Raw genomic sequence first — 19,118 nt, forward strand, 5'->3', positions numbered from 1 at the left:
GGGAGAGGGTCGGGGTGAGGGCATCAGGCCGCCCTCACTTTAACCCGCTGCCGAGGGGAGAGGCGATATTTGGAGAACATCATGACGGCATCCACACCCCTGCTGTCGCTCAAAGGTATCACCAAGGTTTTCCCTGGTGTCCGTGCCCTTGAGAACGTACAGCTCGACCTCTGGCCCGGCAAAGTCACCGCCCTTATCGGTGAAAATGGCGCGGGCAAGTCCACGCTGGTCAAAGTTATGACCGGTATTTACCAGCCTGAAGAGGGCGAAATTCTCTACAAAGCTATTCCCATTCAGCTTCCGACCCCGGAATCTGCGCACAAGGTGGGGATCACCGCCATACACCAGGAAACCGTGCTGTTTGACGAATTGTCCGTCACGGAGAATATTTTCGTCGGTCAGTACCTGTACAAAGGCCTGCTGAAAAAGCTCGACTGGCCCGCCATGCACCAGAAGGCACGGGATATTCTGACCCGCCTGGAAGTGCAGATTGACCCGCGCGCCACGCTGAAAACCCTGAGCATCGCTCAGCGTCATATGGTGGCGATTGCCCGCGCGCTGTCGTTTGAAGCGCAGGTGGTGATTCTCGACGAACCCACTGCGGCCCTCTCACAGCACGAGATTCTGGAGTTTTATCAAATTGTTGAGCGTTTAAAACAAGAGGGCAAAGCCATTCTGTTTATCTCGCACAAGTTTGATGAAATCTTCGAACTGGCAGACCACTACACCATTCTGCGCGACGGCGTGTGGATCGGTTCCGGTGCCATGCAGGACATTACCGAAGAACGCATGGTCGCCATGATGGTCGGTCGCGCCATTACCCAGACCTACCCGAAAGTTGCCTGCGAAATGGGCGACACGGTGCTGGAAGTGAAAGACCTCTGCCACCCGACCGAATTTGCCCATATCGACTTCTCTTTGCGTAAAGGGGAGATCCTCGGCTTCTACGGTCTGGTGGGCGCCGGGCGTACCGAACTGATGCAGGCGCTGTCCGGCGTTTCGCGCCCCTCTTCCGGTGAGATAGTCCTCAACGGCAAAGCGGTCCATTTCAAACAGCCCGCCGATGCCATCCACGCCGGGATTGTCTGCGTGCCAGAAGAGCGGCAAAAACAAGGGGCGATTATCGAACTCCCCATCGCCCAGAACATCAGCCTGCCGCAGCTTGGCAAACTCAACCCGAACGGCGTGCTCAACGACGCCAAAGAGTGGGCACTGGCGGACGAGTACGCCAAACGGCTGCAGGTGAAAGCCTTTAGCTGGAAGCAGGCGGTGGAAACCCTCTCCGGCGGTAACCAGCAGAAGGTGGTGATCGGCAAATGGCTCGCTACCCACCCGGACGTGATCATCCTCGATGAACCGACCAAAGGCATTGATATCGGCTCGAAAGCGGCAGTGCACCAGTTTATGTCTGAACTGGTTTCACACGGACTGGCAGTGATCATGGTGTCGTCCGAACTGCCGGAAGTGATGGGCATGGCCGACCGCATCATCGTGATGCACGAAGGGCTGATGGTCGCTGAATATCAGGCCGGTGAAGCCACGGCGGAAACCATCGTCAGCGCCGCCAGCGGCGCCGGTAAGGAGGCAGCATAATGTGGCAACAACTCCTTAAACACCGCGAAGCCCTGCTGGGCGGCGTTATCGTGCTGATGGTGCTAGCCATCGGCAGCCGCGTGCCGTCATTTATCGGCCCCGGCAACCTGGTGGAGATGTTTAACGACACCGCCATTCTTATCATTCTCGCCCTCGGGCAGATGATGGTGCTGCTGACCAAAGGCATTGATTTGTCGATGGCGGCCAATCTCGCGCTGACCGGGATGATCGTCGCGCTGCTCAACTTCCACCATCCGGACATCCCGGTCTGGGCGCTGCTGATTCTGGCCACCGCGCTCGGGCTGGTGATGGGCATCATCAACGGCCTGCTGGTGTGGAAGATGGGCATTCCGGCGATTGTGGTCACCCTCGGCACGATGAGCATCTATCGCGGCATCATCTTCCTGCTCTCCGACGGTGGCTGGATTAACTCCCACCAGATGAGCGCCGATTTTCTCGGTCTGCCGCGCTCGTCACTGCTCGGTTTGCCATTACTAAGCTGGTGCGCCATCGCCGCGTTATTTGTGGTGGGTTACTTCCTGCGTTACAGCCGTACCGGCCGTGCCCTGTATACCGCAGGCGGCAACGCCACGGCGGCGTATTACACCGGGATCAACGCCGGAAAAATGCAGTTCGTCAGCTTTTGCCTCTCCGGGGCGTTGGCGGGTTTCTGCGGTTATTTATGGATTTCCCGCTTCGCGGTGGCGTATGTCGATGTGGCGAACGGTTTTGAACTGCAGGTCGTGGCAGCCTGTGTCATTGGCGGCATCAGTACCATGGGCGGAACAGGCCGGGTGCTGGGATGTTTGTTGGGCGCGCTGTTCCTTGGCGTGATCAATAACGCGCTGCCAGTCATCGGTATTTCCCCCTTCTGGCAGATGGCGATTTCCGGCTCGGTCATTGTCATTGCGGTTCTGCTTAATGAACGCGGTAACAAGCGCAAAGGACGTTTAATCCTGCGCGATGCAGCCCTGGCACGACAAAAACAGGCGGTGAAATCATGACCAAAATGCTGACTTCCGACGCCATGAAAAGCGCTCCCTCCGCTACTCCATTCTGGCAGCGTCTGATGTGCTGGGAAGGCTTTTTGCTGGCGGTGACCCTCGCGGTGTTTATCGTGAACGCCCTGGCGTCACCCTATTTCCTCAATATCTGGAACCTGTCCGACGCAACCTTCAACTTCACGGAAAAAGCGATCATCGTATTGCCAATGGCGATGTTGATTATTGCCCGTGAAATTGACCTGTCGGTGGCCTCCACGATGGCGCTGAGCTCAACGGTCATGGGCTTTTGCGCCGCCGCAGGTATGGACACCGCACTGCTGGTCTGTGTGGGACTGGGCATGGGGCTGCTGTGCGGCTTGTTCAATGGCTTCCTGGTGACGCGTTTTAACCTCTCGTCCATCGTTATCACCATCGGGACCATGAGTCTGTACCGCGGCATCACGTACATCCTGCTCGGCGATCAGGCGCTTAATGCGTATCCGGAGAGCTTCGCCTGGTTTGGTCAGGGCTATGTCTTCGGCGCGCTGTCCTTCGAGTTTGCGCTGTTTATTGTGCTTGCCGCCGTCTTCGCCTTTGTCTTACACCGCACCAACTTTGGTCGCCGCACTTACGCCATCGGCAATAACCCAACCGGCGCGTGGTACTCCGGCATTAACGTGAAACGCCACAACCTGATTCTGTTTGCGCTGGTGGGACTGATGGCGGGCCTGGCGTCAGTATTGCTGACATCCCGTTTAGGCAGTACGCGCCCGACGATTGCGATGGGCTGGGAACTGGCGGTGGTGACGATGGCGGTGCTGGGTGGCGTCAATATCCTTGGCGGTTCCGGCAGCATGGTGGGCGTGGTGATTGCCGCCTTCCTGATGGGGCTGGTGACCTTTGGTCTGAGCCTGCTCAACGTACCGGGGATTGTGATGTCGATTATCGTCGGCGCGATGCTGATCGTGGTGATTTCCCTGCCGATTATCTACCGCCGGGTGATGCAGCGCAGAAGGATTTAATTTACCCCTAACCCTCTCCCACAGGGAGAGGGGACTGCTCGGTGCGGCCTTCCCCTTCTTCTCCCAGAGGAGAGGGCCGGGGTGAGGGGTACAGAATACTTCCGACGACATGGAGTTTCGCCGCCGGACAAAAATCACAGCAATTATGGAGATAGATTATGAGCTTTATGTTAGCCCTTCCCAAAATCAGCCTGCATGGCGCGGGCGCAATCGGTGATATGGTCAACCTGGTCGCTGGCAAACAGTGGGGTAAAGCGCTGATTGTCACCGACGGGCAACTGGTCAAACTCGGCCTGCTCGATAGCCTGTTTGCGGCGCTGAAAACGCACCAGATGGCCTATCACCTGTTCGATGACGTCTTCCCGAACCCGACCGAAGAACTGGTGCAAAAAGGCTATGCGGCCTACAAAGCCGCGGGCTGCGATTACGTTATCGCCTTCGGCGGCGGCAGCCCGATCGACACCGCAAAAGCGGTGAAAATCCTCACCGCCAACCCAGGCCCCTCCACCGCCTATTCTGGCGTCGGCAAAGTGAAAAATGCAGGTGTGCCGCTGGTGGCGATTAACACCACCGCCGGGACCGCCGCGGAGATGACCAGTAACGCCGTGATTATCGACAGCGCTCGTCAGGTCAAAGAAGTCATTATCGACCCGAACATCATCCCGGATATTGCCGTGGACGATGCCAGCGTGATGCTGGAAATCCCGGCTTCCGTCACCGCCGCAACCGGCATGGACGCCCTGACCCACGCGGTCGAAGCCTTCGTCTCCGTGGGCGCTCACCCGCTAACCGACGCCAACGCGCTGGAAGCCATTCGCCTGATCAACCTGTGGTTACCGAAAGCAGTGGACGATGGTCATAACCTGGAGGCACGCGAGCAGATGGCCTTTGGTCAGTACCTGGCGGGTATGGCATTCAACAGCGCCGGTCTTGGCCTGGTCCACGCTCTCGCCCACCAGCCGGGTGCGACTCACAACCTGCCGCACGGCGTCTGCAACGCCATCCTGCTGCCGATCATCGAAAACTTTAACCGCCCCAACGCCGTAGCACGTTTTGCTCGCGTGGCGCAGGCGATGGGCGTTGATACCCGTGGCATGAGCGACGAAGCCGCGAGCATGGCGGCCATTCAGGCGATTCGCGATCTGAGCGCGCGTGTGGGTATTCCATCTGGTTTCAGTAAGCTGGGCGTCACTAAAGAGGATATTGAAGGCTGGCTGGACAAAGCGCTGGCGGATCCCTGTGCGCCGTGCAACCCGCGCACCGCAAGCCGCGATGAAGTCCGCGAACTCTACCTGGAGGCCTTATGATCCGCAAGGCCTTTGTGATGCAGGTAAACCCCGATGCACACGAAGAGTATGAACGTCGCCATAACCCTATCTGGCCCGAGCTGGAAGCGGTGCTGAAAGCGCATGGTGCACACCATTACGCGATTTATCTCGATAAAGCGCGCAACCTGTTGTTCGCGACGGTAGACATTGAGTCCGAAGAGCGCTGGAACGCGGTGGCCAACACCGACGTCTGCCAGCGCTGGTGGAAGCACATGCGCGATGTGATGCCCGCCAACCCGGACAACAGCCCGGTGAGCGCAGAGCTCAAAGAAGTGTTTTACCTGGCGTAAAAACGAAATAGCTCCCCGCAAGGGGAGCTATTATTTTGTAGGCCGGATAAGGCGCCTGCGCCGCCATCCGGCAAACGCGTTCAGGACGGGTCAAGCGAATAAAAAAGCCCGGCGGTTGTCCGTCGGGCTTCTTATTTTTACGGTATCAGCCGTGATTAACGGATCGGTTTACGCACAAAGAAGCCGTAGAAACAGGCGCCCATAAATAACAGGCAGCCACCCAGAATAAACACATTGGTGAACTGACCAGTCACATCCAGAATGATACCGGTGACGATCGGCGCCAGCGCGGCCCCGAGGAAACCACCAAAGTTCTGGATAGCCCCTAACGAAGCCACCTGCCCTTTCGGCGCCATATCGGTCGCCAGCGTCCAGATAACCCCTGAAGGCATCTGCGAACAGAAATAGCCCAGCGTCAGCAGCGTAATCGCGGTTGTAGTATCGCTTACGAACGGAATCGGCATTACGAAGCAGGCTGCCATCCCGGCACCTAATACAATTGGCACCTTACGCGCCGTCACCGCTGAAACACCCCGACGCACCAGGCGGTCAGACAGCGTACCACCACATAACACCCCGAGAATCCCGGCGAAGAAAGGTACTGAGGCAATCAGGCCGGTTTGTTTCAGGCTAAAGCCAAGGGATTTTTCCAGGTATCCCGGCAACCAGGTCAGGTAGACCCAAATGGTGAACATAATGCAGAAGTTACCGGCAATCATGCACCAGGTCGTCTTGTTGCGAAATAACGTGCCCCAGTTCCCTTTTGGTTCGTCCGACGCGGCGGTAGTCACCTGGCCGGTGTGGATCTGCATCGCTTCACGTGCATCAGGATCGCGATAGAACTTAAGCCAGGCCAGAATCAACGGCAGACCTAACAACCCAACGGCGATAAACATGCCTCGCCAGCCCACCCACAGCAGCAGTATGGTCAGCAGTGGCGGTGCAATCGCATTCGCAATTTGCGAACCGGTGTTGATGATAGAAGTAGGCAGACCACGCTCTTTTTCCGAGAACCAGCTCTGGGTAATTTTAATGCCGGAGGTGAAGAACGGTGATTCCGCAATCCCCAGCAGCATACGCAGGCCATAGAAGAAACTGTAAGTGTTAACAAACCCCATCAGGAAGGTCACTGCAGACCACATCCCCAGCGCGCCGGTAAACATCTTTTTCGGGCCAAAGCGGTCAACCAACCACCCGGCAGGCAGGTTCGCCAGCGCGTATGGCCATAAAAACGCAGAGAGCAGCAGTCCCATTTGGGTGGCAGAAAAACCAAACTCTTGTGAAATCGTTGTGTTGGCGATACTCAGGTTAGCGCGATCCAGATAGTTCACCACTGCAGCCAGCAGCAGAATAAGGATGATGCCCCAGCGGCGACGTGAAAGTTCAGGTGCCTTAACAACGGATTCAGCGGGAGATTGCACAGTACTCATACCGTTTCCTCCAGAAGTTCACGGTGAATTTTGATAACCGCTTTGCGCAGATGGCATGGCGCATCGCCAGGCTGGTGAGCGCACGGGCGGTGGATGTCATCAGGGAAAAAAATGGCAAACATACCAGGGGTCAGCGTCACCGGGTTTTCATCCTCATTAACCTGCCAGAACAGAATGTCCTGTTCTGGCGTACGGTCTTCCACGACGCGATGTTTACCGCAGCTCACCGAACTCACTCCCATCACTTCATGGCCGGAAATGAGGTACTGAATATCGATAAACTGGCGGTGTGATTCCGGGCGTGCATCACTGAATGGCACACTGTCCATCTCCTGCAACAGGCAGAAAAGTTTTCCCGGAATAATGTCGATTTTCCCCGGCTTCTCATGCCGAAAATCATGTTGCGCGATAAACGCCAGCGCCCGGCGAAAGACCGGATGATACGCGCTGGCCTGGGTAGGCCAGGTCTGAAGGCTGGTCACAATCATGACAGTCTCTCCGCATTAGCGCGCAAGGCGCGTCTGCCACAGCTCAGTGCCGGCACGGATTTGATCGAGGATCATCGTCAGCCCCCAGAATTTCGTCAGCACATCATCTTTGTTTACCCGGCAGGTCACATCGTCAAAGGTACCCAGACGCTGGTGGTAAATTTTGGCGTTTTTGGGATAACCCAGGGTTTCAGTCACGGCGCCCAGAGAGAGGAAAATCGCCAGTTCGTCGGCAAGCTCGCGCTGTGTTTTACCGTGATGCCACAGCCAGCTATACAGTTCTGGATGGAAGTTAGTGAACACGCCGCTGAACCCCTGTGAACCCGCCAGAATCGCTGGCCAGGCGATAGCGGCGTTGGCGTTAATGACATTCAACGGCGTGCCCTGCGCCAGTTTGACGCGACGTTCGACGGTCGGCAGGTCGCAGCTCACATCTTTCAACACCACAAAACGACCGCTGCTGGCGCACCAACTAAACTCATCATCCGTCAGCAGACGACGATACGGCGCCGGGCATTCATACAGCCCCAGAGGCAGTTCTTTTGGCAGGGTATCAAGCAGCGTATTCAGAGTGGCAAAAAAGGTCTCGCTCCCCTCGTTGCGCGGATCCAGATGGTTAGTGACCATCACCAGCGCATCAATGTTGGTCTGCGCCATCGCCAACAACTCTTCTTTTTGCGCGGCGATATCATCGCTGATATGACCGGAGGCGATCACCGGAATACGCCCATCAACGTGCTGTACCACAAAGCGGGCAAGTTCTACGCGCTCTTGCAAGGAAAGGAACTGCATTTCACTCGACTGGCAAACCGCAAACAGCGCGTCGACGCCTTTCTCCAGATACCAGTCGATCAGTTTTGCCAGCGCCGGGTAATCAATCTGTTCATCGGCGGTGAAAGGGGTCAACATGACCGGAACAATACCGTTAATGGTTTTCATTTTTTTCGTCCTGAATTAGTTGTGAGTACGGAGTCGTGCTGTTGCCTGTTCGAAGTCAGGCATATTGGATGCCCCCTCCAGCTCTACAGCGAGAGAGGCAAATGCAGAGGCCCAGGTTGCGGCCTGAACCAGGCTGTTTCCGGCAGCGAGAGAAGCCGCCAGCGCGCCATTAAATGCATCCCCGGCGCCGGTGGTATCGACCGTGACTGCCGGGAATGCGCGGATATGGCTAAATTGCTTGTTATCGAGCAACAATGCGCCACGCGAACCCATGGTAATGAGCACTTTCTTAGCACCCATATCAGCAATAATGAGCGCGGCCTCTTTTGCAGTATCCAGGTCACGAACATCAACCCCGGATAATAAAGAGGCTTCGGTTTCATTGGGGGTAATTACATCGACAAAGGGCAAACATGGAATTATTTCGTCTGAACACGGTGCAGGATTAAGGATGACGGTTTTCCCTAATCCGTGAGCCATTTCAATTAATGCCACAATAGCATCAAGGTTATTCTCAAGCTGTACCAATAAAACATCGGATGAAGACAATTCAGAGGCAATGGCCTGCACTTCACTATGGGTAATGGTTTTATTTGCTCCGGAATAAATGGCAATCATATTCTCACCATTTTCCTGAGACACATAAATAATTGCATTACCCGTAGGCTCACTATCAGACTGATATAAGGTATAAGAGTGGATTTCGGACGCGTTCAAATGATCTGCGGCAAGCTGGCTAAACTGGTCTTTTCCCACTTTCGCGGCGAAATGAACTTTCGCGCCGGCTTTACTTGCAGCGGTGGCCTGGTTTGCGCCTTTACCGCCAGGCCCGAGACTGCTTGCCAGCGCCAGCAGTGACTCGCCCCCGCGCGGAAAACGTTCTACCCGCGCGACAATGTCCACATTGAATGAACCAAAAACACAGACCTTACCCTGCATAACTTTTCCTTTTTGTTGATGATCGTTCTGTGGTTTTCTGTGGGCTATCGGCTGGAGTAAAACTTCAAATCCACGGCCGGTTTCAGAGATCAATTCCGATTGCAGACTTCGCCGCAAAATAATCGCACCGCCGTGGCAACGTTGTACCAACCCCATTTCTGCTAAAATATTTAAATCACTACGTATCGTTTCTTTAGATACGCCATGACAGGCAGAAAAATAATTAACCGTGCCACGCTCATGTTTATTTAAATATTGCCAAATAAGATGTCTTCGTTCTTCAAGAAACATAATTAGCCCCGAAATCACAATTGAAGTATACGAATCGCATACTGCTGGAAGAGTGATATCAATCTCATGTTTACAGGCAAAACGGAACCAAACAAAAATGGCAGGATAAAACGTGGTGTAGAAGATTTATTGACGTAATTCTGAATATCAGGAGGCGTGAATATAGTGATACAGACTATAAATCACCTGCGTGTCAGCATGACACGCAGGCATATTTAATTCTGCTCCGCGACTAAAATCGCCTGAGTATCCGGCGCCAGCGCTTTGAAAATATGCGGCAGATCCGCCGGGTAGCAGATGTAGTCGCCTTCGTTTAACTCTTCCGGGGCTTCCATGAGCCCGACCATCGCACGTCCACGTGTCACAATAATATGCTCAACTGAACCCGGTGGATGCGGCTGAGAAATACGATCAGCGCCAGGTTGAGCATCCAGAAAATAGATGTCACGCCGCGCGCCCGGCGGGCAAGTCGCGAGCAGCGTCGCCTGGTAGTGGGCCAGTTCGGCAACCACCTTCGTGCCTTCGCCACGCCGAATGACCTGTGTTCTGACGGCCTGCGGCTCCAGCAGACGGGCAAAAGGGATGTCCAGCGCTACGCACAAAGACCACAGGGTCTCAATGCTGGGGTTGCCATTTCCGGCCTCAAGCTGGGAAAGCGTGGATTTCGCGATACCGGCACGGCGGGCAATTTCCGCCAGTGAAAGTCCGGTTCGCAGGCGTTCTCGCACCAGACTTTTGGCGATCATGCAAATTGGCTGTGTCATGATACGACTCCAGTGTTCTATAAAATGAACGAATCGTTCACCTTGAAAAACGATTCTGATATGTTCATTATAATGGAAACTCGTTCGATATAGCTGAAAATTGTATGTTCAAACAACACTTCTCAAGCCTGACAAGCGATACGATCAAAGCCATATTGCTGGTGTGTCTGGCGGTTGGGGTCGTCGGCGTCTCCTACGGTTCACTGGCAATGGCCTACGGTTTTCCGCTGTGGGTGCCGCTCGCCCTGTCCACGCTGGTGCTGGCGGGCGCCTCCGAATTCATGTTCATTGGCATTGTCGCCAGCGGCGGCAATCCGCTGGCGGCTGCCGTCGCCGGGTTGCTGGTGAATGCCCGCCATTTGCCCTTTGGCGTTACGGTGCGCGAGCTGGTGGGCACGCGTACGGCAAGCTTCTTCGGCTGCCACATTATGAACGATGAAAGCGTCGTGTTTGGCCTGGCGCAACCGACACCGGAACAACGTAAAGCCGCCTATTGGCTATGTGGACTGGGTATCGCCCTGCTCTGGCCGCTTGGCGTCGTTGTTGGCGCGGGGGTCGGAAAACTGCTGCCTGCCCCGGAAACCATCGGCCTGGATGCCGTCTTCCCGGCTATTTTGCTGGCGTTAGTGCTACCCGCACTGAAAAAGAAAACCACGCTGATTCGCGCCGCCAGCGGCGCCGTTCTGTCCCTTGCCGCCGTGCCTTTTACGCCCGTGGGCCTGCCGGTACTGCTCTCTTTATCTGGGCTGCTGATGAGGAAGAAATAGTGGCGAATACCATGCTGGTCATGATCGGTATTGCAGTGCTGTCGGTGGGGACCTGGCTGATGCGCTTTGGCGGCGCAAAGCTCGGCAACAAACTGGCGCTGACAGAACGCTCTCAGGCGCTGTTGTCTGATGCGGCGACCACCTTACTCTTCTCCGTGGCACTGGCGGCAACGCTGTATGAAGGTGAACATTTCGCCGGCATGGCCCGCGTGCTGGGGGTGATGTTTGCCCTGTTTCTCGCCTGGCGCAAGATGCCGCTCATCGTAGTGATCCTCTCCGCCGCCGTGGTCACCGCGCTGTTACGCCTGGCCGGGGTGGCATAATAGCGCCCGCAGGCGCTATCCCTTTTTTTGCTGCAGCAAATGCGCATCCAGCCAGCTAAACAGACGGGTGTAGCTCTCTTCACTTCCCTGTTCAAAGCGAAACACCGGGCCAAGCGCCATTGGTTCGGCGTTGGCGGCAAGCACCGCCAGCTCCGGCAGATACTCCTCGCCAGGGTGGCCAACCCGTCGTTCGCCAAGGCGCCTTGCATACCGCGCGACGGCGACGTCAGGGGTAACCGCATTCCAGACTTCGAGAATCCGCGTCACCCCGGCCTTTTCCAGGTAGTCAACCAGCTTCTCCTTCGGCTGAAAACCAAACCAGGCATCGACGAGAAACGGGCAACCTGCTGGCGCATGGCGAATAATCGACCAGATGACGTCATAAGCCGCGCAGCCCAGCTTACGGTTAAAGGCCCGGTCTATTTCGCTAAACTGCGCCATAAACGGCTCTTTGATGCCGTCGATGGTCAGAATGGGTAGCGAAAACCGTTCCGACAGTTGGTGTGTCACCGTGGTTTTCCCGGATGCTGGTACACCGTTGACCAGCACGACCGTTTTCATTTGCGTAGTCATAACAGCGCCACCACCTCCTCCCTTGTCCGTGCCGCCCGCAGCGCCGCCAGCGTGTCATCGTTATCCAGCAGATGAACAATGGCGCGAATACCTTCTTCAATATGCGCATTACTGTTGCGAGCCCCGAACATAATGACGATATCCGCCGCTTCACTTTCGCCAAAGCGTATCGGTTCCTGCAATAACACCAGACTAAAACAGTCGCGCTTCACGCCGCACTCCGGGCGGGCATGCGGCATGGCGATGCCCTCATCAAACACATAATAGGCACCATGCTCCAGCGTACTGTCGATCACCGCTTCGCCATAGCGAGCCTCCAGATAGCCCCCCTTAATCAGAGGCCGGGCGGCGAGCCTGATCACCTGCCTCCAGTCCTTTTCCGTTACGCCAACCTGAATCGCATCCGCTTCGATAAGAAGATCTTTAATCGTCATCCGTTCTCCCTAAATATTACGCCGAATAATATTGCGCAATTCATCGATACGAATAAAGAGAGAATCCACTTCATGGCGATGCAGTTTACTTTTAGCAAAGACATTTAATGCCCGGTTATACAGCAACATTAATTGTTTTTGCACATCGCTATTTCGCGGGTCCTCCACCAGTTTACCTTCCAGTGTTTTAATATCGACAGCCAGCAATTCAGCCTGTCTGTCATATTCTTCCACCGCCGTATCGTCTTTTTTCCACAACGACTTCAATGATTCAAACATGACTCACTCCCGCCCCGACGGGTGCCGGAGCACCAGGGTTATGGAATAAAATTAACGTGGTAATGCAGGATTATTTAAATAAATTCATTTTCTCGACCAGCACCTGGGTGACGGCATCGTTGGCAGGGATCAGGAATTTACGCACGCTATCATTCACCTTCCCTTTTTCAAAGGTCGATTTGCACTGGCCAACCCACTGCACATTCATCTCCGTGCCGACATTCACTTTATTGATCCCTTCGGTCACGGCCTTGCGCATATCCTCATCACTGACGCCGGTTCCGCCATGCAGCACCAGCGGCGTGCCGGTGGCGGCGCTTATCTCCTGTAAACGCTGATGCTGGATCTGCGCCTTACCGGTATACAGCCCGTGTACCGTGCCGACCGATACCGCCAGCATGTCCACGTGGGTTTCCTCGACAAAACGTTTCGCATCTTCCACGGTGGTAAAGCAAATGTCCTCTTCGGCCACGGCCTTACCGTCTTCCGAACCGCCAATCGCGCCCAGTTCGGCTTCAACCGAAATACCGCGTGGACGCGCCATCTCCACCACAATACGGGTATTAGCAATATTCTCATCAATATCCAGATGCGAACCGTCGTACATAATTGAGCTAAATCCGGCATCGATCGCAGTCTGAATGGCGTTAATATCCGAGCAGTGATCTAAATGCAAACAAGTAGGCACATTTTCGCTTGCCGATAATGAGCGCACAGAATCAACCAGTAATTGATATCCCAGATAGTGCGCCGTTCCGGTTGATATCTGAATCATTAATGGGCTGTTAGTTTGCTTTGCCGCTTTAAAAAAAGCGGGCAACATTTCCAGACAATGTAAATTAAACGATCCGACAGCTTTAAATTGACGCGCTTTGGCTATTTCTAACAGCGCAGTGAAATTATGCAGACTCATGGACTTTCTCCCCTTTTGGTTTTACTGATTTGCCATTAACAAACCAGGCAAGGAACGCAACAAAGACAATAAACAGACCGACAAACAGCCAGTTATTCTGGAAGGCATGCCCCAGAACCAGGCCAGAGCTGATGACATCGGAGTCACTGAACGTCACCCCGGTAAAGCCGTAACTTTCCAGCATCGGCACCAGGATGGCCGGGAGGAAGGTGATAAACAGGCCGTGGACAACGCCACCGATGACCGCGCCACGACGCCCACCCAACGCGTTACCAAAGACACCTGCCGTGCCGCCCGCAAAAAAGTTAGTCAGCAGGCCAGGCAGAATCATCGCCAGACCAAACATCGGGAAGACCAGCATGCCGATAATCGAACCGACGGTGGTGGCCAGGAAGCCGACGATGACCGCATTCGGGGCGTAGGGGAACAGAACCGGGCAATCGAGCGCCGGTTTAGCGTCCGGGACGATGCGCATGGCGATCCCCCGGAAAGCAGGCACCAGTTCGTTCAACAGCAGACGCACGCCGCTATAAAGGACGAACACCCCAGCGACAAACTGAATGGACTGCATAAAGGCGTACATCAGAAAATTCACGCCATGGGAGAACTGGCTGATATATTCCGGGCCCGCCGCCACTGCCGGGATGAGGTACATCGGCACCATCACCACCGCCATGGCAAGATAGGTATCCTGCAGGAATTTGAAGTTGTCCGGCAGTTGCAGGTCTTCCGTAGAGCGGGAGCCTTTACCCACGACTTTTGCGACAGCCGCCTGGACCAGGTAGCCAATGGTACAGAAGTGCCCCAGCGCCACGTCATCGGAACCGGTAATGCGTCGGACCACCGGTTGCGCCAGCGCAGGCATCAGTACCGCCATCGCGCCGCCAAAAATACCGCCCGTAAGGATCAGCGGTAGCCCGGTCAGACCTGATTTATAACCAATAACCGCCCCGATGGTCGCCATCCACAACAGCGCCTGCCCGGTGAGGAAGATGTATTTCAGTGGCGTCAGGCGGGCAATGATGATGTTAACCGCAAAAATCACCATCAGCGTCAGCGCCACTTCGGAACCCAGTTCACGGTTTGCCAGCCCGGCGATGGCGGCAACGTCCGTGATGTAGCCTTTCATGCCAAAACCGTGGGTGAAGATATCGTTCAGGAAAGTCAGGGTGGCAACGATAATATTGATACCGGCCATCATGATTAAAAAACCGAGCAGCGTTTTAAAGGTTCCTTCGGCAATTTTTCCCGGCGATTTCTTTTGTAAGATCAAACCGAGCATGGCAATAAAAGCAATTAATATCGATGCCTGCCCGAGTAAATCCTTGACGATAAACTCAACAAAGCTATTCATGGTCAGTTACCTTCATGTTATGCAGTTTTAAGAACGCGATAATTTTTTGTTCGATCTCTTCTTTATCGGTTAATTTATTAAGCACAACGACTCGTTTGATTTCTTCTTCACTGGCATCTGCCGTTAAAATGTCGGCAAAGACTTTTTGTGTCAAAATCATATCGGATTTAAATGCACCGGCTTCTGAAACTGTCGTGTGTTCAACTTTTGCCGGAATTTCTAATTTTTTCAGCACCGCTTTCGCGCTCATTTCGATCGCAAAGCTGGAGCCGAGGCCGCAGCCACATACGCAGAGAACTTTAAGCATGTAAATCTCCTCAAATAATATTGAGTTGTTTGGCCAGTTTGTAGGGATGTCCTTCTGTATCTACCAGACGTTTTTTCATACTAACAAGATCAATCGGAATAGGTTTATTACTGGAATTGATAATAATGGCTTTATTCTTCATGCCAGATTGAATACAACGTACGACTTCACTGGCCATAATGGTGCCCTGATAAATTTCTTCACAGGTGGGGTCACCGTTACGTAGACCATAGCCAATAATTGTTTTACGAATACGCACACCAATCCGTGGTTCAAGCTGCTTGATCATGGTGTCGATAGCACCCTGAAAACCGGGCGTATACTCTCTGGTGTAACCTTCGGAACACAGGATCACCACACTGTTCTGGCTGGCAAGGCGGTCTTTAATACGTTGAGATAACTCATCAATGGGGATCTGGCATTCCGGAATAAGAGCAATATCCGCATTGCTTTTGATCGCCGATTGCAGCGTCAACTCGCCACAGTAACCACCCAAGACTTCCACCATAAATACACGACCGGGTAACGCCCGGCCGGTATTTCTGAGTCGGGAAACTTCTTTGATAATTTGTTCGCAAGCGGTAGAAAAGCCAATCGAATAATCGCTGCCATACACATCATTATCAATCGTCATGCCGACGCCAAAACAATTCACATCAAACTCACTGAGCGTATTCAAAAATTGCAGCGATCCGTCACCACCCGCCATAACCAGCACATCAATTCGCAACGATTTTAATTTTTTCGCAATCGTTTCGTATTCACTTCGCACTAATTTACGGGTTGTGCGACCAGAGGTAATAATAGGGATAGAGGCAATGGAAAAATCCACTAAATCCCGCCAGTCAATTTCATTGTGTTTCTTTTCAAGTAAACCAGGTATCCCTCCGTTGAACAGGGTAATTTCTGCCTGCGTCAGTCTAGCGATTTGAAAAATAAAATTATTTATTCCCGATACATCACCACCGCTAATGACTACACCGATTTTCATCGCGAATTCCCCACTGGCTGCCTGTGCGAATATTTTTCCCTGACTTCAAGGGGCATATTTGCAATGAAAGTCACATTTTACGGATAATTTTGTTACCACCAGCCATTGACAGAGATATTAACAACTCATTATTTGTGATAAAAATCACATAAATCCAGTAGGATTCAACTCACAGTATTTTTATTAATTTCTTTTCAATCATTGGGTTATAAAAAAATAAGAGCGGGGAGGTAATGGGGAAATAAAATCGTCGTTACGGTGTTTCGACAGAGAGTAATTTTGTGATTGTAGCCGCATTTTTTAGCGTAAAAGAGGCATATGGGGAGGTAATTCAGAAGAGGGAGAGAGTAAACCGGGGAAAAAAAAGAACCTGTCCCCGCTCCGAAGAGCCAGGGACAGCGGCAATGCGGGAAAACTTATTTGGTCAGTTCAGCAGTCATATGGACCTGGTTACCGGTGAAAGCTTCGGTAATCTGGTATGAAGACGCGCCAGCCTGTTGCGCCTGAGCGGCAATTTTCGCTTCTGCACCGGACAGTGTAGAGTCAGTTGCGGTGACGGTCTGCGCAGCGAAAGAACCGAAAGAAGAAGCCAGAGCGACAACTGCGACAAAAGTTTTGATGCTTTTCATGATATAAACCCTTCTGAATGTTTGTTGAGATGAGGCGCTGTGCCTCGATGGAAGAAATAATAGCCCTTAACCTCATCAACAAACAGCGGAATGATTTGCATTTATTTTTCAAATTATTTGAATCACAAAGAGAGTAAAAAATGACCCCAGACTGGCTCACCGCCCTGCAGCAATTTGGGCGCACGCGTAGCGTGTCGGCGATGGATATTCTGCAACGGCAAGGTGAGCCCCAGCGTAGCGTGTTTTGGTTGCAGGAGGGGACGGCCCGGGCGGTGTATCACTCGGCACAGGGCCACGAAAGAGTGAAAGAGTTCTACTTCGCCGGAGAGTGCTGTTTTCTCTACCTGAGCTGGCTCACCGGTTCGCTGGCGGATTACAGCCTGCAAATGCTCACCCCTGGCAGGCTTTGTGAAATCCCGCTGCGCTTGCTTGATAAACCCGAACACCTCGCCGCGCGGCTGGCGCTGCTCAGTCAGCAGGTGGTTTACAAGGAAAAGAAAGAGCAGATGTTTTTGCTCAATAATCCCGAACAGCGCTGGCAATACGTGCAGACCCATTTTCCGGACTGGGAGCAGCAACTCACGCAAAAAGATCTTGCCAGCTACATCGGTATCTCCCCGGTGAGTTTGTCGCGAATTCGCGGGCGTCTTAACAAAGGTTAACGACCGACACGCCCACCCTTCTTATGCTGCTCCCCTTTTCTGCTGCGGGCGATGCGATGACACCATTTTTCCTCTCACAAATTCTGGCGGGCCTGTCGTTTGGCCTGGATGTGCTAGCCTTTCAGTTTGTCCGTCGCCAGCGCTCTCTACAGACACTCGCCTGCTCTACCAGCCTGCTGGCGCTCCATTTCTGGCTGCTCGGTGAAGTCAGCGCCTGCGGACTGATGGCGCTGGCAGCCTGCCGATATCTTCTGGCGACCGTTACCACCAGCCAGCGTGTGAAAGGGGGATTTCTTTGCGCGTCGGTGTTATGCAGCGTGCTGACCTGGCAGCACGCAACGGATATCTTCCCGCTGGCGGGCAGCTTGCTCATGACGGTTGCCGCCTTTCAGTCAACGGCGACGGGATTACGACTGATTACCGTGAGCGGCAGCCTGTGCTGGCTTATCAATAATATTCTGGCGGGCTCGCCGATGGCGATCGTCATGGAAGGCACGTTTATGCTGAGTACGCTGGTGTCGTACTGGCGATTAAAACGAGGAGCGGCGGTAGCCGGGTAATTCAGAAACGAAAAAAGCGCCCGCAGGCGCTCTTTCGACAGTGTTACGCTTATTTGGTCAGTTCTGCGGTCATGTGCACGCGGTCACCGGTGAAAGCTTCGGTGATGTGGTAAGAAGAGGCACCCGCCTGCTGAGCCTGCGCGGCGATTTTCGCTTCTGCACCGTCCATTGTGGAGGCGGTGGCGGTCACTGTCTGTGCAGCGAAAGAACCGAAAGAAGAAGCCAGAGCGATAACTGCGACAAAAGTTTTGATGCTTTTCATGATATAAACCCTTCTGAATGTTTGTTGAGATGAGGCGTTGTGCCTCGATGAAGTAAATAGTAGACCTGAACCTCACCAACAAAAAGCGGAAGAATTTGCTCTCAATATTCAAAAAAACTGATTTATATCTTACCCTGCAATCAAACGCTGCGGATGGGTATAAATCGTTGCCCTGCCCGGCTTACAAAACCCCACCAGCGTCAGGTTACAGCGCTCAGCAACCTCAACGGCCAGGGTGGTTGCCGCAGAGACGGCGAACAGAATTTCCACGCCGCACATAGCTGATTTCTGTACCATTTCGTAACTCGCGCGGCTGGACACTAACGCTGCTCCCGTCTGCCAGGATGCCCCTTCATCGGCGCGATGGCCCAGCAGTTTATCCAGCGCCACGTGGCGTCCGACATCCTCATGCCCACCCACAAGTTGCCCGGAAGGCAGCATCCACGCCGCCGCATGGGTGCACCCCGTAAGTTTGCCTATCGGCTGGAAATCGGTGAGATGCGCCAGCGCTTGATCCAGATTTGCCACATCAAAGGTCTGCGTAAACGGCAGCGGCGCAACAGGTTTACCGATGTCATTGAGTTGTTCCACACCGCATACGCCGCAGCCTGTTCGGCCAGCCAGCGCCCGACGCCGCTCTTTCAGCCCCATAAAGCGACGGCTGGAAAGTTCAATCTGTACCTCCAGACCGTTACACGACGGCACGACCTCCATACCGAAGATTTCCCGCGGGCTTTCAATAATCCCTTCGGATAAGGAAAAACCGACGGCAAACCACTCCAGGTCTTTGGGCGAGGCCATCATCACGACATGAGAAATGCCGTTATAGACCAGGGCAACAGGAACCTCTTGCGCAAGGGTATCAGGGCGGGAATGCTGCAGATCATTACGCGACCACAGCGAAACGCGGCGGGCACCTGTGATCACGTCTGCATTTTCGAGTTGTTCTGTATGGACTTTGTTCACGTTGTTTTAACCGAATAAGAACAGTCTTACC

24 protein-coding genes are annotated in these 19,118 nt (G+C 53.8%); 9 read left to right on the forward strand and 15 right to left on the reverse strand.

All coding sequences use genetic code 11. The features are described from left to right. The first annotated feature begins 81 nt into the window (after nucleotides 1–81). The 5 genes from L2097_RS22690 (at nucleotide 82) to rhaM (ending at nucleotide 5,216) form a co-directional block, all read left to right on the forward strand. On the forward strand, nucleotides 82–1,593 hold the full coding sequence (locus tag L2097_RS22690; protein WP_250353726.1) for a sugar ABC transporter ATP-binding protein: 1,512 nt from the start codon (nucleotides 82–84) through the stop codon (nucleotides 1,591–1,593). Then, nucleotides 1,593–2,597 carry an ABC transporter permease gene (locus L2097_RS22695; protein ID WP_085006115.1) on the forward strand — a complete coding sequence of 335 codons (1,005 nt, stop codon included), beginning with the start codon at nucleotides 1,593–1,595 and terminating at the stop codon, nucleotides 2,595–2,597. Before L2097_RS22690 ends, L2097_RS22695 begins: the two co-directional genes overlap by 1 nt. Continuing rightward, nucleotides 2,594–3,598 (forward strand): ABC transporter permease, encoded by a 1,005-nt coding sequence (locus L2097_RS22700; protein WP_250353727.1) that lies wholly within the window; start codon nucleotides 2,594–2,596, stop codon nucleotides 3,596–3,598. The genes L2097_RS22695 and L2097_RS22700 overlap by 4 nt, the downstream gene beginning before the upstream one ends. Nucleotides 3,599–3,756: 158 nt before the next feature. After that, the gene (gene fucO / locus L2097_RS22705) at nucleotides 3,757–4,905 is read left to right on the forward strand and encodes a lactaldehyde reductase (protein WP_250353728.1); all 1,149 of its coding nucleotides are present in this window, start codon (nucleotides 3,757–3,759) and stop codon (nucleotides 4,903–4,905) included. Beyond that, complete coding sequence (rhaM, locus tag L2097_RS22710; protein WP_047372387.1) at nucleotides 4,902–5,216, forward strand: L-rhamnose mutarotase; 315 nt, start codon at nucleotides 4,902–4,904, stop codon at nucleotides 5,214–5,216. Before fucO ends, rhaM begins: the two co-directional genes overlap by 4 nt. A gap of 155 nt (nucleotides 5,217–5,371) precedes the next feature. Here rhaM and L2097_RS22715 read toward each other — a convergent pair whose 3' ends face one another. The 5 genes from L2097_RS22715 to L2097_RS22735 form a co-directional block, all read right to left on the reverse strand. Next, on the reverse strand, nucleotides 5,372–6,646 hold the full coding sequence (locus L2097_RS22715; protein WP_047372388.1) for an MFS transporter: 1,275 nt from the start codon (nucleotides 6,644–6,646) through the stop codon (nucleotides 5,372–5,374). After that, nucleotides 6,643–7,134, reverse strand: coding sequence for a NanQ anomerase/TabA/YiaL family protein (locus L2097_RS22720; protein ID WP_085006117.1), 492 nt, complete (start codon nucleotides 7,132–7,134; stop codon nucleotides 6,643–6,645). The genes L2097_RS22715 and L2097_RS22720 overlap by 4 nt, the downstream gene beginning before the upstream one ends. A 15-nt stretch (nucleotides 7,135–7,149) precedes the next feature. Beyond that, nucleotides 7,150–8,073: a dihydrodipicolinate synthase family protein gene (locus L2097_RS22725; RefSeq protein WP_250353729.1), complete on the reverse strand. Its 924-nt coding sequence runs from the start codon at nucleotides 8,071–8,073 to the stop codon at nucleotides 7,150–7,152. Between the two features lie 15 nt (nucleotides 8,074–8,088). Beyond that, nucleotides 8,089–9,303, reverse strand: coding sequence for a PfkB family carbohydrate kinase (locus tag L2097_RS22730; protein ID WP_085006119.1), 1,215 nt, complete (start codon nucleotides 9,301–9,303; stop codon nucleotides 8,089–8,091). A 215-nt stretch (nucleotides 9,304–9,518) separates the two neighbouring features. Then, nucleotides 9,519–10,067 carry a helix-turn-helix domain-containing protein gene (locus tag L2097_RS22735; RefSeq protein ID WP_047372392.1) on the reverse strand — a complete coding sequence of 183 codons (549 nt, stop codon included), beginning with the start codon at nucleotides 10,065–10,067 and terminating at the stop codon, nucleotides 9,519–9,521. A gap of 104 nt (nucleotides 10,068–10,171) precedes the next feature. Between L2097_RS22735 and L2097_RS22740 the strand changes: the two genes are divergently transcribed. Both L2097_RS22740 and L2097_RS22745 read left to right on the forward strand, forming a co-directional pair. Beyond that, a complete protein-coding gene (locus L2097_RS22740; protein ID WP_250353730.1) occupies nucleotides 10,172–10,834 on the forward strand; it encodes an AzlC family ABC transporter permease in 663 nt (220 codons plus the stop codon). Between the two features lie 11 nt (nucleotides 10,835–10,845). Then, complete coding sequence (locus L2097_RS22745; RefSeq protein WP_250353747.1) at nucleotides 10,846–11,157, forward strand: AzlD domain-containing protein; 312 nt, start codon at nucleotides 10,846–10,848, stop codon at nucleotides 11,155–11,157. Nucleotides 11,158–11,172: 15 nt separating this feature from the next. Here L2097_RS22745 and L2097_RS22750 read toward each other — a convergent pair whose 3' ends face one another. The 8 genes from L2097_RS22750 to L2097_RS22785 form a co-directional block, all read right to left on the reverse strand. Further along, nucleotides 11,173–11,730, reverse strand: coding sequence for a P-loop nucleotide/nucleoside kinase family protein (locus tag L2097_RS22750; protein WP_250353731.1), 558 nt, complete (start codon nucleotides 11,728–11,730; stop codon nucleotides 11,173–11,175). Then, complete coding sequence (locus L2097_RS22755; RefSeq protein WP_047372395.1) at nucleotides 11,727–12,164, reverse strand: PTS sugar transporter subunit IIA; 438 nt, start codon at nucleotides 12,162–12,164, stop codon at nucleotides 11,727–11,729. The genes L2097_RS22750 and L2097_RS22755 overlap by 4 nt, the downstream gene beginning before the upstream one ends. A 9-nt stretch (nucleotides 12,165–12,173) precedes the next feature. Then, nucleotides 12,174–12,443: a hypothetical protein gene (locus L2097_RS22760; protein WP_047372396.1), complete on the reverse strand. Its 270-nt coding sequence runs from the start codon at nucleotides 12,441–12,443 to the stop codon at nucleotides 12,174–12,176. Nucleotides 12,444–12,513: 70 nt separating this feature from the next. Continuing rightward, the gene (locus L2097_RS22765; protein WP_047372397.1) at nucleotides 12,514–13,356 is read right to left on the reverse strand and encodes a class II fructose-bisphosphate aldolase; all 843 of its coding nucleotides are present in this window, start codon (nucleotides 13,354–13,356) and stop codon (nucleotides 12,514–12,516) included. Continuing rightward, nucleotides 13,343–14,710, reverse strand: coding sequence for a PTS sugar transporter subunit IIC (locus tag L2097_RS22770; RefSeq protein WP_047372398.1), 1,368 nt, complete (start codon nucleotides 14,708–14,710; stop codon nucleotides 13,343–13,345). Before L2097_RS22770 ends, L2097_RS22765 begins: the two co-directional genes overlap by 14 nt. After that, the gene (locus tag L2097_RS22775; RefSeq protein WP_047372399.1) at nucleotides 14,703–15,017 is read right to left on the reverse strand and encodes a PTS sugar transporter subunit IIB; all 315 of its coding nucleotides are present in this window, start codon (nucleotides 15,015–15,017) and stop codon (nucleotides 14,703–14,705) included. The genes L2097_RS22770 and L2097_RS22775 overlap by 8 nt, the downstream gene beginning before the upstream one ends. Before the next feature lie 10 nt (nucleotides 15,018–15,027). Continuing rightward, nucleotides 15,028–16,008, reverse strand: a complete 981-nt coding sequence (locus tag L2097_RS22780) for a 6-phosphofructokinase (protein ID WP_047372400.1) — start codon at nucleotides 16,006–16,008, stop codon at nucleotides 15,028–15,030. A 416-nt stretch (nucleotides 16,009–16,424) separates the two neighbouring features. Next, a complete protein-coding gene (locus L2097_RS22785; RefSeq protein ID WP_047372401.1) occupies nucleotides 16,425–16,637 on the reverse strand; it encodes a YdgH/BhsA/McbA-like domain containing protein in 213 nt (70 codons plus the stop codon). Nucleotides 16,638–16,777: 140 nt separating this feature from the next. Between L2097_RS22785 and L2097_RS22790 the strand changes: the two genes are divergently transcribed. Together L2097_RS22790 and L2097_RS22795 are read left to right on the forward strand one after the other, a co-directional pair. Then, nucleotides 16,778–17,299 (forward strand): Crp/Fnr family transcriptional regulator, encoded by a 522-nt coding sequence (locus L2097_RS22790; protein ID WP_250353732.1) that lies wholly within the window; start codon nucleotides 16,778–16,780, stop codon nucleotides 17,297–17,299. A 56-nt stretch (nucleotides 17,300–17,355) separates the two neighbouring features. Continuing rightward, nucleotides 17,356–17,859: a YgjV family protein gene (locus L2097_RS22795; RefSeq protein WP_250353733.1), complete on the forward strand. Its 504-nt coding sequence runs from the start codon at nucleotides 17,356–17,358 to the stop codon at nucleotides 17,857–17,859. 49 nt (nucleotides 17,860–17,908) lie between these two features. Here the strand turns inward: L2097_RS22795 and L2097_RS22800 are convergent, their stop codons facing one another. Both L2097_RS22800 and fdhD read right to left on the reverse strand, forming a co-directional pair. After that, nucleotides 17,909–18,121: a YdgH/BhsA/McbA-like domain containing protein gene (locus L2097_RS22800; RefSeq protein ID WP_047372403.1), complete on the reverse strand. Its 213-nt coding sequence runs from the start codon at nucleotides 18,119–18,121 to the stop codon at nucleotides 17,909–17,911. Nucleotides 18,122–18,250: 129 nt separating this feature from the next. Next, on the reverse strand, nucleotides 18,251–19,087 hold the full coding sequence (gene fdhD, locus L2097_RS22805) for a formate dehydrogenase accessory sulfurtransferase FdhD (protein WP_047372404.1): 837 nt from the start codon (nucleotides 19,085–19,087) through the stop codon (nucleotides 18,251–18,253). Nucleotides 19,088–19,118: the final 31 nt, after the last annotated feature.

This window comes from Citrobacter sp. MNAZ 1397 (genome assembly GCF_023613995.1).
Lineage (GTDB): Bacteria > Pseudomonadota > Gammaproteobacteria > Enterobacterales > Enterobacteriaceae > Phytobacter > Phytobacter ursingii.